13 protein-coding genes are annotated in these 12,999 nt (G+C 55.5%); 7 read left to right on the plus strand and 6 right to left on the minus strand.

All coding sequences use genetic code 11. The annotated features are described in order from the left end of the window. Window positions 1–22: 22 nt before the first annotated feature. From pssA to DY252_RS16920, 4 genes are all read right to left on the minus strand, one after another. Window positions 23–883 (minus strand): CDP-diacylglycerol--serine O-phosphatidyltransferase, encoded by an 861-nt coding sequence (gene pssA, locus DY252_RS16905; RefSeq protein ID WP_064788528.1) that lies wholly within the window; start codon window positions 881–883, stop codon window positions 23–25. After that, the gene (locus DY252_RS16910; RefSeq protein WP_082923444.1) at window positions 883–1,611 is read right to left on the minus strand and encodes a phosphatidylserine decarboxylase; all 729 of its coding nucleotides are present in this window, start codon (window positions 1,609–1,611) and stop codon (window positions 883–885) included. Before DY252_RS16910 ends, pssA begins: the two co-directional genes overlap by 1 nt. A gap of 148 nt (window positions 1,612–1,759) precedes the next feature. After that, window positions 1,760–2,884 (minus strand): Ig-like domain-containing protein, encoded by a 1,125-nt coding sequence (locus DY252_RS16915; RefSeq protein WP_064788529.1) that lies wholly within the window; start codon window positions 2,882–2,884, stop codon window positions 1,760–1,762. A gap of 219 nt (window positions 2,885–3,103) precedes the next feature. Then, window positions 3,104–4,081: a hypothetical protein gene (locus DY252_RS16920; protein WP_064788530.1), complete on the minus strand. Its 978-nt coding sequence runs from the start codon at window positions 4,079–4,081 to the stop codon at window positions 3,104–3,106. A 339-nt stretch (window positions 4,082–4,420) separates the two neighbouring features. Here DY252_RS16920 and DY252_RS16925 point away from each other — a divergent pair, with 339 nt between their 5' ends. After that, window positions 4,421–5,005 carry an LOG family protein gene (locus tag DY252_RS16925; RefSeq protein ID WP_008890311.1) on the plus strand — a complete coding sequence of 195 codons (585 nt, stop codon included), beginning with the start codon at window positions 4,421–4,423 and terminating at the stop codon, window positions 5,003–5,005. Between the two features lie 108 nt (window positions 5,006–5,113). Here the strand turns inward: DY252_RS16925 and DY252_RS16930 are convergent, their stop codons facing one another. Continuing rightward, entirely contained in the window at window positions 5,114–5,572 is a 459-nt protein-coding gene (locus DY252_RS16930) for an Rrf2 family transcriptional regulator (RefSeq protein ID WP_008890312.1), read from the minus strand. Between the two features lie 151 nt (window positions 5,573–5,723). On the opposite strand from DY252_RS16930, the gene DY252_RS16935 reads away from it, so the two are divergent. The 6 genes from DY252_RS16935 (at window position 5,724) to DY252_RS16960 (ending at window position 11,972) form a co-directional block, all read left to right on the plus strand. Further along, window positions 5,724–6,686 (plus strand): NAD(P)/FAD-dependent oxidoreductase, encoded by a 963-nt coding sequence (locus DY252_RS16935; RefSeq protein WP_064788531.1) that lies wholly within the window; start codon window positions 5,724–5,726, stop codon window positions 6,684–6,686. Between the two features lie 262 nt (window positions 6,687–6,948). Beyond that, window positions 6,949–7,734 carry a DeoR/GlpR family DNA-binding transcription regulator gene (locus DY252_RS16940; RefSeq protein WP_064788532.1) on the plus strand — a complete coding sequence of 262 codons (786 nt, stop codon included), beginning with the start codon at window positions 6,949–6,951 and terminating at the stop codon, window positions 7,732–7,734. Beyond that, the gene (locus tag DY252_RS16945; protein ID WP_064788533.1) at window positions 7,731–8,855 is read left to right on the plus strand and encodes an ABC transporter ATP-binding protein; all 1,125 of its coding nucleotides are present in this window, start codon (window positions 7,731–7,733) and stop codon (window positions 8,853–8,855) included. Before DY252_RS16940 ends, DY252_RS16945 begins: the two co-directional genes overlap by 4 nt. Window positions 8,856–8,871: 16 nt before the next feature. Then, the gene (locus DY252_RS16950; RefSeq protein WP_064788534.1) at window positions 8,872–10,137 is read left to right on the plus strand and encodes an ABC transporter substrate-binding protein; all 1,266 of its coding nucleotides are present in this window, start codon (window positions 8,872–8,874) and stop codon (window positions 10,135–10,137) included. Between the two features lie 96 nt (window positions 10,138–10,233). Then, window positions 10,234–11,127 (plus strand): carbohydrate ABC transporter permease, encoded by an 894-nt coding sequence (locus DY252_RS16955; protein WP_064788535.1) that lies wholly within the window; start codon window positions 10,234–10,236, stop codon window positions 11,125–11,127. Next, the gene (locus DY252_RS16960) at window positions 11,124–11,972 is read left to right on the plus strand and encodes a carbohydrate ABC transporter permease (protein ID WP_064788536.1); all 849 of its coding nucleotides are present in this window, start codon (window positions 11,124–11,126) and stop codon (window positions 11,970–11,972) included. Before DY252_RS16955 ends, DY252_RS16960 begins: the two co-directional genes overlap by 4 nt. An 18-nt stretch (window positions 11,973–11,990) precedes the next feature. Here the strand turns inward: DY252_RS16960 and DY252_RS16965 are convergent, their stop codons facing one another. Then, on the minus strand, window positions 11,991–12,902 hold the full coding sequence (locus DY252_RS16965) for a LysR family transcriptional regulator (protein ID WP_064788537.1): 912 nt from the start codon (window positions 12,900–12,902) through the stop codon (window positions 11,991–11,993). Window positions 12,903–12,999 lie beyond the last annotated feature (97 nt).

Below are 12,999 nucleotides of genomic sequence, written 5' to 3' on the forward strand. Positions count from 1 at the left end.
GGCTTTTGTTTTGATCTTTTAATCAGTTCTGGTGGACGCGGTTCAATCCCTCATCAGGATCATCATCGGGTTCACCATCATCATCTTCCTCATCCGCTTTATCCTGTTCTTGCTGGTTCTCGACGCCCATACGGCGATAGGAACGATAGGACAGCGGGAAGGTAATGAAATAGATCCCGGCAATCACCGAAAGTGTCAGCCACGGCGAGGACACCAGAAACGCCACCGACGCCCCGAATGCCAACATCAATGGCAGTACCCAAGCGCGCGGCACCTTGACCTTCTTGAAGCTGAAGGTCGGCAAACGCGACACCATCAGACCGGCAATGATCACGCCATAGGGTGCGACGATATACGGGCTGTCAAAGATGCCTTCGCCAAACTGGAAGGTCAGGACAATCGGCCACATCGCAAGGGCGGCGGCGGCCGGGGCCGGAACCCCGGTAAAGAACCGATAGGCCCATGTCGGCAATTCCGGCTCACCAAGCATCTGGGTGTTAAAGCGCGCCAGACGCAGCATCATGCAAACGGCAAACAGCAGCGACAACGCCCAACCAATGCCGCCAAATTCATGCAGCGACCAGAAATACAGCATCATCGCCGGTGCGACGCCAAAGCAGACAAAGTCCGACAGGCTATCGAGTTCACCGCCAAAGCGGCTGGACGCGTTCAGCATGCGGGCCAGACGGCCATCAAGACCGTCAATGATCCCGGCAATCAGAATGGCGGCAACGGCGGCCTCCCAGCGATCCTGCATCGCAAAGCGGATCGAAGTCAGACCGGCACACATGCCCATTATCGTTGCCACATTGGGCACCAGCCGTGTCAGCGACAGCGCCTTGAAGCGACGGGGACGACGAATGGGATCGATGCCGCCTGCCATTAGCGGATCTCCCCGACCGCGGCTTCCTTGCCCTTGGCCGAAACATCGGCAAGAACAGTTTCACCGGCAATCGTGGTTTGACCGACAATCACGTTGGGTGACACGCCTTCGGGCAGGTAAACATCCACGCGCGAGCCAAAGCGGATCAGACCGAACCGTTCACCCGCCTTAAGCTGCGAACCGGTGCCGACATCACACAGGATGCGACGTGCAACCAGACCGGCAATCTGGACAACACCAAACTCGCGGCCTTCCTTGTCACGGACAAGCAGGATCTGGCGTTCGTTGTTTTCCGATGCCTTGTCGAGTTCGGCATTGACGAACTTGCCGGGCACATAGGCCTCGCCAACGATCTCGCCATTGATCGGGCAGCGGTTCACATGAACGTTGAACACATTCATGAAGATCGAAACACGCGTGCGCGGGGTTTTGTCGTCAAGCTCAAGTTCCTTGGGCAGCGGCGCCTGCGAAATCATGCAAACACGGCCATCTGCCGGGGAAATCACCAGATTTTCATCGGTCGGGGTAATGCGATCCGGGTCGCGGAAGAAGTACGCGCACCAAAGTGTCAGGATCACCCCGATCCAGCCCAGCGGTTCCGCAATCAGGAACAAGCCCACAGTGATGGCCGCAAAGATCGCAACGAATTTCCAGCCTTCGGGATTGATCGGCACAAGAACGGATTTCAAAGTCTTTATTCCCTGGTTGCCATGGTTGGGCGTATCAATTTGGTACGCTTGGTACCGTGCGGGCGCTTTCCTACCATCTAGTGATGACAAAGGGCAACGCAACCCGCGTTCAACTGTTTGGCCCCAAACTTAAAAGGGGCAAAACACACTTACCATGTGCTTTGCCCCTCGCAAAGAAAAGTGATGCTTATTGCTGATTTTCTTCGTTCGGCAGTGCGAAAATCTGCCCCGGATAAATCAGATCAGGATCGCGGATCTGGTTGCGGTTCTGATGATAGATCACCCAGTATTTCAGGCCTTCGCCATAAGTACTGCGCGCAATCCGCCACAGGCTGTTGCCCGGCTGAACGACATAACGTGAACCCGGCTCAAGAATTTGGTCTGGCCGTGCACGTTCGAACGGAATTTCAACGCGTGCGGTCACCTTGCCAGAACTGTCAAGCTGATCAGCACGCAGCGTGTAATTACCCGGTTCGATCGGCTGTCCGATGGTCAGTGCCCAGTTGCCGTTTTCATCGGCCGGCGCGGTGCCAACATGGTTGTTATCAAGGTAAACCCGAACTGTGTGATTAATGTCGGCCTTGCCCGACATTGCAACGCGGCCCTCGGTATCGTAGTCGACAACATCAATTGACAGACGCGGAAGCGTCGCATCTTGCGTATCAGAACCTTCTTCCTGTGCCGCTGCGGCCTCAGGTGCCGGTCCCTGCATTACGGTAACGGCACCGTCACCATCAGATGGCACCTTAAGCGCGATCACAGGCTGCTTTTCGCTTGCCGGTTCGCTGTCGGTGGCCTCGGTGGTTCCTGTGGTCTCGCCGGTTTCACCGCTTTGTTCACTGGTGGCTGCCGGTGCCTTTTCCTCTGGGATCAGGACAACAACCTTGTCATCTGCCTTGGAAACATTCCCGGTGGCGTCTTCGGCTTCAAGCGACAATTCCCGATCGCCACTGGCCAACGGTTTGTTTGGCAGAACGACCCATTCTCCGCGTTCGTCGGCCGTGGCTTCGCCAATCACTTCTTCACCCTCGCGGATGCGAACCGTGCTGTTGGGTTCGGCGCGACCGGCGATGACGGCATTTCCGTCCGGGCCGATGCGCACGACATCAAAGCTTGGATTGGTGATCGCAGGTGCGTCAGTGGCCGGTTCAGACGCCGGTTCGTTTGGCGTCGTCTCGGTGGTAACCGCAGGCGCCTGTGTTACTGCCGGTGCGGTTTCTTCATCCGCACTCTTGGTCAGCATGTAATTCAGCGCAATCGCTGCAATGATCAGTACAACGCCGACAATGACGAGGATATAGGGTCGCTTCACCGGAAATATCCTTGAACGATGTTTATGTTTATAACTCTTATGCTCAAGACACTGAAATTGCTTGCCATATTCCCCTCAAACAACCCGTGCGAGCACGTTAATTAGAAACTTGTACTACTTTGTACGTGCAGTTTCCATAACGTAACCTACAAACGATACATCGCAACCGTTAGGCAAAGATGAAGAGAGCAAGACCGCGCGCAGCAAACACCCTTGAGGTCAAAGGCTTCTGGCCGCCATCTCGGCGCCGACATAGGCCACAAGGGCGGCCATGATCAACGGCAAGGCCAAAACACCCACCCGGATCATCATACCCAAAAGTGCGGCCTGTGCCGGGTTATCGGTGGGCAGATGCGCCGCCAGCCTGGCTGAGGCCTGACGTGCGGAGACCACCAGAAGCAACACCGCAAAGGCAAGGCAGGATGCCGGCACCATGATCATCGCACTTGCCGCACCTGACATCAGCGCACCAACAACGCCAAGCCACACCGCCACCCGGTATTGCGGGGCCGCCTTTTCAGAAATCAGCGCGACAAACAGTGCCACCGTCAAGGCCGCCTGAAACACAACATGATCGGCAAGGCCAAACAGATGAACGATGATCCCCTGCCCCAGAGCCAGGGTCATTAAAACCGCAATCGGTCCGGGTTTCGCGATTGTTTCCACGTCGCTTTTGGCATCCGTCGTCGACTTGCCGGATTTTGATTTGGTACTTTTGGCTTTCCTGCCTTTGGCGGGTTTTGCCCCGTCATCGTCATCCTCGGTGAAATCCGGGCGCGTCACCCATAGGAAACACCCGCCGACAATCAGAAACGCCAGCCATGCGACAATCTGGATCGCGCCGGGATGGTATGAAAGCCCTCGAATTGGTGCCGCCAACACCAACCAGCCGCCCAAAAGCAGGGTCAACCCGGCAACGCCCAGCGATATGCGTTCCGACAGTCGCGAAATATCCATGATCGCGCCACAGACACCGCCAAGCACCAACATCAAAAGCGCTGCGCCCACGCCACCGCGTGCGGTTTCAGGCAGTCCGATGGCCGCTGGCACGGCCACGGCAACCGCCGGAATGATCGCGCCCAGAACAAGGCGACGCGCGATGGAACGTTCCAACCCCAGCCACAAGGCCAGCATCAGAACGGCGGCGATAATGCCCGATATCACAATGGCGAGAATGAATGGACTATCGACAAACACGTTGGGCGGTCCTGCCTTCTTCTTATGAATATGCTTAACGCAGTTTCCTGCTGTGAGAATTACCCATCCCACAATCAGGTTCAGAACTTGTTAACCCTGCGACAAAAAGCGCGCAATTTGCGGCCTTCCAGAGCCTGACCGTCAATGCCATAGCCAATTGGCAAGATTACGACCAAAGGCGAACAAATCAGGGCACGATCGATAAAATTCAGATGCTGCTATGCGGAAATTACTGCCACAGATGCGATCGGATCGGTTAAGGTCCCCTTCCGTACGGGGTTTCGTTCAGAAATGCGTGGCCCCGCTACCTGCGAAACAAGAAACACAAGGCAGGTCGCCATGACAAAAGTAAAATCAATCTGTGTCTTTTGCGGTGCTTCGGATGGCAAGAATCCGCAACACATGGAAAATGCCATCGCCTTTGGCAAAATGATGGCCGAACGCGGCATCACGCTGATTTATGGCGGCGGCCGGATCGGCCTGATGGGGGCCGTGGCAGATGGCGTTATGCAAAATGGCGGTTCCGTCGTGGGCATCATCCCGGCCCATCTTGACGATATCGAAGTTGGCCATACCGGTCTTTCCGAACTGATCGTTTGCAAATCCATGCATGAACGCAAGGTCGAGATGTTCCGTCGCTCGGACGCGTTTGTTACCCTTGCGGGTGGGCTTGGCAGCCTCGATGAGGCGTTCGAAGCCATGACGCTTCGCCAGCTTGGCATTCATGACAAGCCGATGGTGTTCCTCAATGCGCTTGGTTACTGGGACAAGTGCTTTGACATGATTGACGCCATCATCGACGAAGGCTTTGCCCGCCCCAGCCACAAGAACCTCTATACCGTGGCCAACACACTCGATGAAATCTTTGAACAGCTTGCCGCCGAACCGGCCCCGCGCTTTGACCCGCGCGAAAAGCTTTTCTGATCTCGGCAAAATAGCCTGACCAAAGCCCGGCCAGCCTCACCTGACCGGGCTTTTTTTTTTGTGATAACCACGCCACTGGAAGAACCGATACTTCAGTTCGAATGAAGATCAACGGGAAAGCTCGCAGGTTGGTTTATCGGCAATCTTTGCCATGCGCTGATCAAATTCATCGGCCAGATCGGCCAATGTGACAGAGGCAAATTTTTCGATCAGCAGTTTTTCAGCAGCCTCGAACGCACTGCCAAGTGCCGAATTAACCGCCTGCTCAACAAGGCATTCCGGATGATCGACGGCAACTCCAACGGCAAAGAAAGCGGGATTGCCAATGGCGCGATGTATATCGAGCATTGTAATTTCCGATAAGGGCCTGGTCAAAACCCAGCCACCACCGTGACCTTTTTCCGAATGCACATACCCATCATCGCGAAGCCCCGCCATGGTTCGTCGCACCACCACCGGATTTGTCCCAAGCATCTGCGCGATTTGATCAGACGTCGCAGCACCGTCTATCCGGTCCATATGAATAAGAACATGCAGCATGCGCGAAAGTCGGCTGTCACGGCGCATTGCGAACTCCTGATGCGGGTTTGATTTCCAGCAATTCGTAGCACTTGGCACATCTCGCAACAACAAAAGTTTCGAATTCCTTTGACTCGCTCATATCACGATACTTATAAAGTTACATGAAACACATCCATATGTTTGACGAGGAAATGCAATGTCACCCAATGTCCCTCCTGCTGCCCAATCAACCACGGCAGGCAAGAAACAATATGACGTCGCCGTTATCGGGGCCGGGTTCGCCGGGCTTTCGGCAGCGATGCAGCTTGCGCGCGCCCGGTGCGATATATGTGTGATTGATGCCGGAGAGCCCCGTAACCGTTTTGCGACCACCGCCCACGGAGTTCTGGGTCATGACGGCAAAACCCCGGCCGAAATTCGCACTACCGCCATTGATCAGCTTTGTCGCTATGAAACTGTTGATTTTCGTCGCGGGCTGGTCACCGACGCCATGGCCTGCACGCTTCGCGATGCATCCGATCCGCTGTTTGGACTGAAACTTGCAGATGGTGGGATCCTTGAAGCCCGGCGTATCATTCTGGCCACCGGCGTACGCGATAGCCTGCCCGATATTCCCGGCCTTGCCGAACGCTGGGGCAAAACGGTTTTGCATTGCCCATATTGCCATGGCTATGAAGTGCGCGATAGCCAGATCGGTGTCATCGCGACCATGCCAGCATCAAGCCATCAGGCAATGATGCTGCCTGACTGGGGACCGACCACCTATTTCAGCCAGTCTGAACATATGCCCGATGACGACATGGTACTGGCCATGCGTGATCGTGGCATCACAATCGAACATTCGCCAATTGTCGAAATTCTGGGCAAAGCACCGGTCATTGATGGTGTTCGGTTGGCGGACGGGCGCACTTTGCATATTCAAACCATTTTCGCCGGTCCAACCGTTTCCATGCCAAACCCGGTTGCCGAGATGCTGGGGTGCCGATTTGATGAAGGACCGCAGGGTCCGTTCATTGCTGTTGATCCCAGTCAGGAAACCAGTGTGCCGGGGGTATTTGCCGCCGGTGATGCCGCAACAGCACGTCACAATGCAACGTTGGCATCGGCCGCCGGTGTCATGGCCGGGTTTGGCGCGCACCAATCGCTAGTATTTCGATAAGATCGTAAACTAGGGACAAACTTCAATCATATCCGAACAGGCACCGCCACGCATACCGCGCGGCGGTGCTTTTGTTACACGCCCGTGCAAAATGGATGATCCGGGAACGGTGTTCATTTGATCATCGCCCTAAAACCCCATAATTTCCGCGCGGTTCGCAACCGTCTGAATATTCATATGAATGTCATGCTTCTGAAATCTTAGTGACAACGAAGCCGCGTATGATCGCTTCAATGTTCAAAACAACAAATTGAACGATCAAATGAATATTTCTACGCGACAGCGCGACATCATCGATATCCTGCGCCGTGACAGCTTTGTCTCGATTGATACGCTGGCCGAACATTTTGATGTCACTCCGCAAACCGTGCGCCGCGACGTCAATATGCTCAGCGACGCCAATCTGGTGCGCCGTCGCCATGGCGGGGTGGAATATGCCGGCGAACCCGGCATGAACCTGTCCTATGATAGTCGGCAGGTCACCAATATCGCCGCCAAGCATGCCATATCGCTGCATGTCGCAAGCCTGATCCCTGACGGGGCATCGATCCTGATCGGGATTGGCAGCACGCTTGAACTGGTTGCGCTTAATCTGGTAGATCATCGCCATCTGACGGTGATTACCAACAACATGAATGCCGCCATGGCGCTGGGCAACAATACCAGCAACAGGATTGTCATCCCCGGCGGCACGCTGCGCCTGCCTGATCGCGACGTCATCAGCCCCGAAGCCGAAATGATGTTTAACAAATACAAGGTCGATTACGGCCTGTTTGGTGTTGGCGGCATCGAGCCCGATGGGACGCTCACCGATTTTGACCATCGCGAAGTCTCTCTGCGTCAGGCGATTGCCGCCAATTGCCGCAACTCCATCCTTGTTGCCGATCAATCGAAATTCGGCCGTCCGGCGCCTGCCAAGGGCGGCCACATCACCGACCCGGATCTGATCGTGGTCGATGGTGTCCCCGATGGCGTTTTCGATCCGTTATTTGACCGTCACGACGTTCGCGCGCGTCTGCAAATTGCCAAAAGCGAAAGTTACGAATGACTAGCCAGCCTCCCTTTATTCGCATCAATTCCGTGTCGCGCGTATTTAACGGCGGCAATGGCGTGCATGACCTGTCACTTGATATTCCGCGCGGAAGCTTCGTGGTTCTGCTGGGGCCATCGGGCTGCGGCAAATCAACGACCCTGCGTCTGATTGCCGGTCTTGAAACTGCCGATCAGGGATCGATTGCGATTGATGGCAAGGATGTCACAAACACCCCGCCATCCAAGCGCGGTCTGTCGATGGTGTTTCAATCCTATGCCCTGTTCCCGCATCTGAGTGTCGCCGAAAACATCATCTTTGGCCTGAAGGTCCGCAAAACCAAAAAGGACGAAATCAAGACCCGCTTGGCCGATGCCCTGCGGGTGACCGGCCTTGAGGGGTTTGAAGACCGCAAACCCGCACAGCTTTCCGGCGGGCAACGTCAACGTGTGGCACTGGCGCGTGCAATTGTTGCCGGCCATCCGCTGTGCCTTATGGATGAGCCGCTTTCAAATCTTGATGCCAAGCTGCGCCATGCGGTGCGCAAGGATATCCGCGACCTGCAACAGCGGCTTGGCATCACAGTTGTTTATGTCACCCATGATCAGACCGAAGCCATGAGCATGGCCGACATTGTCATTCTGATGAACGATGGCCGGATTGAGCAGGTCGGTGATCCGGCCGACCTTTACCTCAAACCCGCCACTGCCTTTGCCGCCGGGTTTGTCGGAAGCCCACCGATGACGCTTTTACCGGCAAGCGCCCTTCCGGCTTCGGTCATTCCGGATGGCTTTGATGCCAGCACCGTCACCTTTGGCATACGGCCCGAGGACCTGACCCTGACCACCGATCTTGCAAACGCACCGTGGGGCATTCCTGCCACCGTGACGGGCAGTGAATTCCTTGGTTCGGAGACATTTGTTTTTGTTGCGATCCCGGGCACCAAGGGGGCCACCGCCCGACTGCCCGGTCGCGTTAAAATTTCGCCCGGGACAGAAGTCTCGCTCAGTTGGGCTGGCGCTGCGGCCCACTGGTTTGACGGCGAACACGGTCATCGTCTGACACCGACGAGGCCATCCACATCAGCGCAAGATATCAAGATCACCTCTCAACCTGACACTGCAACTTCGACACTTTAACAGGGAACTTTTGTTCATGCGTAACATCGTAACCAGTGCTGCGCTTGCAGCCGGACTGATGGCAACGGCAGCCACCCCTGCCTTTGCTGCGACCGAACTGACCATGTATTATCCCGTCGCTGTTGGCGGCCCGCTGACCGAGGTCATTGACGGCATGATCGAAGGGTTTGAAGCCGAAAACCCGGATGTCAAAGTCAATGCCATCTATGCTGGCAACTATGATGACACCCGTCTGCGCGCTGTTTCGGCGATCAAAAGCGGCGATCCGGCACAGCTTTCCGTGATGTTTTCAATCGACGTCTATGACCTGATCGAACAGGACCTGATTGTTCCGTTTGATGATGTTGTCAAAACCGCCGAAGACAAGGAATGGCTGAAGTCATTCTACCCGGCACTGATGGCCAATGGCGAAGTAGATGGCAAAACCTGGGGCATCCCGTTCCAGCGTTCAACCATTGTCATGTACTACAACAAGGACATGTTCCGCGAAGCCGGTCTTGATCCGGAAATGCCGCCGCAAACCTGGGAAGAACTGGTAACGACTGGCAAGGCGCTTTCGAAAGACGGCAAATGGGGCCTGATGGTGCCCTCGACCGGTTATCCGTACTGGATGTTCCAGTGCTTTGCCATCCAGAATGGCAAGGAACTGATGAGTGCTGACGGCACCGAGACCTATTTCAACGATCCGGCTGTTGTCGAGGCGCTTGAATTCTGGCGCGGCCTTGCGACCGAAGAAAAAATCATGCCCGAAGGCACCATTGAATGGGGAACCCTGCGTCAGGCCTTCGTTCAGGGCCAGACGGCCATGATGTGGCATTCGACCGGCAACCTTTCGGCTGTCAAACGCGAAGCACAGTTTGATTTCGGCGTTGCCATGCTGCCGAAACACAAACAGCCGGGCTCGCCCACGGGTGGTGGCAACTTCTATCTGTTCAAGGACTCAACCGATGAGCAGAAAGAAGCATCGCTGGCGCTGATCAAATACATGACCGCACCGGAACGTGCGGCAGAATGGTCGATTGCCACCGGTTATGTTGGTGTCACCCCGGATGCCTACGAAACCGACGCGCTTAAGGCCTACGTCGCGGACTTCCCGCCGGCACTGGTCGCACGTGATCAGCTCGAAGTTTCGGTTGCCGAGTTTTCCACCTATGACACCGCGCGTGTCCGCGAAGGTCTGAACAACGCCATTCAGGCGGCCCTGATAGGTGAGAAAACCCCGGAAGAAGCCCTTGGCGATGCACAGTCCGAAGCAGAACGTCTTCTGCGGGCCTTCCACTGAGATTGCCCGATCTGCACGCCGAAGCGGGAGTTTCCCGCTTCGGCACCTTTGTTTGATGATTATGATTAATTGATTTCTTCGCAGGACGTGCCGACCATGAACGAAATGGCCCGACTTCAAAAACGCAGGCTTGCGCTTTATGGCTGGATGCTGGCCGCACCGGCATTGGCCCTGATGAGCCTGTTTGCCTTTTATCCGGCCATTGCGACCTTCTGGCACAGCCTGTTTACCCGCGGCACATCGCGCCGCCCGTCTGTCTTTGCTGGGTTTGAAAATTATGGCGATCTGTTTGCCGATCCGACCTTTTGGACCGTGGCAACCAACAACCTGATCTACGCTGGGGTGACCATCCCGGTTTCGATCATATTTGCCCTTGTCATGGCGCTTTTGGCCAATGCCCATATCCCGGCGCGATCCTTTGTGCGCAGTGCCTATTTCACGCCGACCATTTTGCCGATGATTGCCGCGGCCAATTTGTGGCTGTTTTTCTATACGCCCGACCTTGGCGTGATTGACCAGATTACCGGGCTCTTTGGCGCATCGCCGACCAACTGGCTGGGTCAGCCGGAAACCGCGCTGGCATCCGTGATCATCGTGACGATCTGGAAAGAAGCCGGGTTCTTCATGATCTTTTATCTGGCAGCCCTTCAGACCATCCCGCCGGATCTGCGCGAAGCCGCCCGGATCGAGGGGGCTGGTCGCTGGACCTATACACGCCGCGTCTTGTTGCCGCTTTTAATGCCAACGACGATCTTTGTCTTTGTCAATGCGATGATCAATTCGGTCAAGCTGATCGACCATCTGTTCATCCTGACCAAGGGCGGGCCCAACAATGCGTCCAAACTGATCCTGTACTGGATCTGGGAAATGGCATTTGCCTATTTCGACAGCCCGCATGCGGCCGCCATGACCATTCTTGTCTTGCTGGCCCTTGGCCTTGTTGCCGTCGCGCAGTTCCGACTGGTTGAAAAACGGACCCACTACCGATGAAAACAGATACCATTACCGCCAACACCACACTCAAACTACCTGATCTCGACAAGGTACTGGATGCGCTTGGCGCATGGGTTCTGGCGATTGTCTGGATTTCACCGCTGCTGTTTGCCGCCTGGGCGGCATTGCAACCATCCGGCACCGCCCTTGGTCTGGATTTCTCCAACCCGCTGACCTTTGAAAACTTTGTCTATGTCTGGGGTGCTGTGCCTTGGGGTGGGTATTTTACCAATACCGTGGTGCTTGTGACCCTGATCCTTGCGGGCCAGTTGGTGCTTTGTACCCTTGCCGGCTTTGCCTTTGCCCGGTTTGAATTCAAGGGGCGCGATACGGTCTTTATCCTGGTCCTGTTGCAGCTTTTCATTCTGCCCGAGGTGCTGATTGTCGAAAACTACGCCATCGTGTCCAAGCTTGGCCTGTTTGATACAGCACTTGGCATCGGTCTGCCTTATATGGCCAGTGCGTTTGGCATTTTCCTGCTGCGGCAAGCGTTTAAATCCGTACCGATCGAGCTTGAAGAAGCCGCGCGGATCGAAGGATGCAGTTGGATGGGTGTTCTGTGGAAGGTCTATGTGCCGGCGGCCAAGCCCGTCTATCTGGCCTATGCGCTGGTGTCGATTGCGACCCACTGGAACAACTTCCTTTGGCCGTTGATTGTCACCAACTCGCCAGAAACACGGCCGCTGACGGTGGGCTTGTCGCTGTTTGGCGCACCAGAAACCGGGGTGGATATTTCGGTGATCAGTGCGGCAACCATCATGACGATTGCGCCGCTTCTGATGGCGTTTCTGATCTTCCAGCGCCAATTCATTCAGGCGTTTCTGCGCGCAGGCATCCGATAGAAACCGGCAACCCGGTTTTCACCAGGTCGCTTCGAGCACTTCAAACAGCGCCGATATCATCGGTAATTCCTTGCGCCGTTCGGTTGTGATCAGGCTCAGGCAGGCCGGAATGGAAACGGTGTTGCACACGGCAAGGCCAAAGGTCTGCTTTTCATGCAACGCGATGGAATCACGACACAAGCTTAACCCCACGCCGGACCGGACCATTTCCAGCATCGAGGCTTCCTGATCAACACGGGCAACGCAATTTTGCGTGCAGTCATACTGATCGAAAATCCGCTTAAGCAACCGGGAATGCACCGATGCGTCCGTCGTACCGATCCATGGAAGTTTCGCCAGTGTCGTCCAGTCGGCTTTCGCGACCGCGTTTTCCCAACCGACCGGGGCAATCACCCGATAATTAAAATCGGCAAGCTTGATCGCGTGGATTTCTTCGGACGAGATGGCGGCAATATCACCATCGACATCCGGCCCGCTCAGATAAAACCCGGCATCGATCTGATTGCGGCAGACGCGTGTCAGCATCTCCCCACTAACGCCATGCACCAGTTCCGTTTCGATATCGGGGTAATCAATGCGCATCTGGCTTAGCATCCGGCCAAGACGGATAAATTCCGGATCAACGATGGTTCCGATCCGAAGCTTCCCACCGACACGCCCGGCACGTTTGCGCGCACTACGGCGAAACTCGTCCATCGCATCCAGGACAAGCTCGGCCTTCTTGAGCATCGCCTGCCCGTCCGGGGTGATTTGCAGGCCGGTTGATGTCCGCTTGAAAAGCGAAATGCCGGTTTCCTCACCAAGACGCTTGATCTGGTGACTGATCGCCGGTTGCGTCAGGTTCAGCACAGATGCGGCACGCGAAACGCTTCCTTCGCGTGCGACGGTGACAAAGGCCAGCAACATGTTGATGTTCGAAAAACGAGTCATATAAATAACACTAATATTGCTATTCGGATTTTGTCATTAGATTTATTCGACGCTTGCCCGCTAAATACACATTCGGTGCGAACACCAAATGAAGACC

This window comes from Thalassospira indica, assembly GCF_003403095.1.
GTDB classification, from domain to species: Bacteria; Pseudomonadota; Alphaproteobacteria; order Rhodospirillales; family Thalassospiraceae; genus Thalassospira; species Thalassospira indica.

Coding starts and splice junctions, on each gene's coding strand:
- DY252_RS16940 (WP_064788532.1), top strand. CDS start 6,949: ATGAATATTTCTACGCGACAGCGCGACATCATCGATATCCTGCGCCGT.
- DY252_RS16945 (WP_064788533.1), top strand. CDS start 7,731: ATGACTAGCCAGCCTCCCTTTATTCGCATCAATTCCGTGTCGCGCGTA.
- DY252_RS16965 (WP_064788537.1), bottom strand. CDS start 12,902: ATGACTCGTTTTTCGAACATCAACATGTTGCTGGCCTTTGTCACCGTC.
- DY252_RS16955 (WP_064788535.1), top strand. CDS start 10,234: ATGAACGAAATGGCCCGACTTCAAAAACGCAGGCTTGCGCTTTATGGC.
- DY252_RS16930 (WP_008890312.1), bottom strand. CDS start 5,572: ATGCGCCGTGACAGCCGACTTTCGCGCATGCTGCATGTTCTTATTCAT.
- DY252_RS16960 (WP_064788536.1), top strand. CDS start 11,124: ATGAAAACAGATACCATTACCGCCAACACCACACTCAAACTACCTGAT.
- DY252_RS16950 (WP_064788534.1), top strand. CDS start 8,872: ATGCGTAACATCGTAACCAGTGCTGCGCTTGCAGCCGGACTGATGGCA.
- DY252_RS16935 (WP_064788531.1), top strand. CDS start 5,724: ATGTCACCCAATGTCCCTCCTGCTGCCCAATCAACCACGGCAGGCAAG.
- DY252_RS16925 (WP_008890311.1), top strand. CDS start 4,421: ATGACAAAAGTAAAATCAATCTGTGTCTTTTGCGGTGCTTCGGATGGC.
- pssA (WP_064788528.1), bottom strand. CDS start 883: ATGGCAGGCGGCATCGATCCCATTCGTCGTCCCCGTCGCTTCAAGGCG.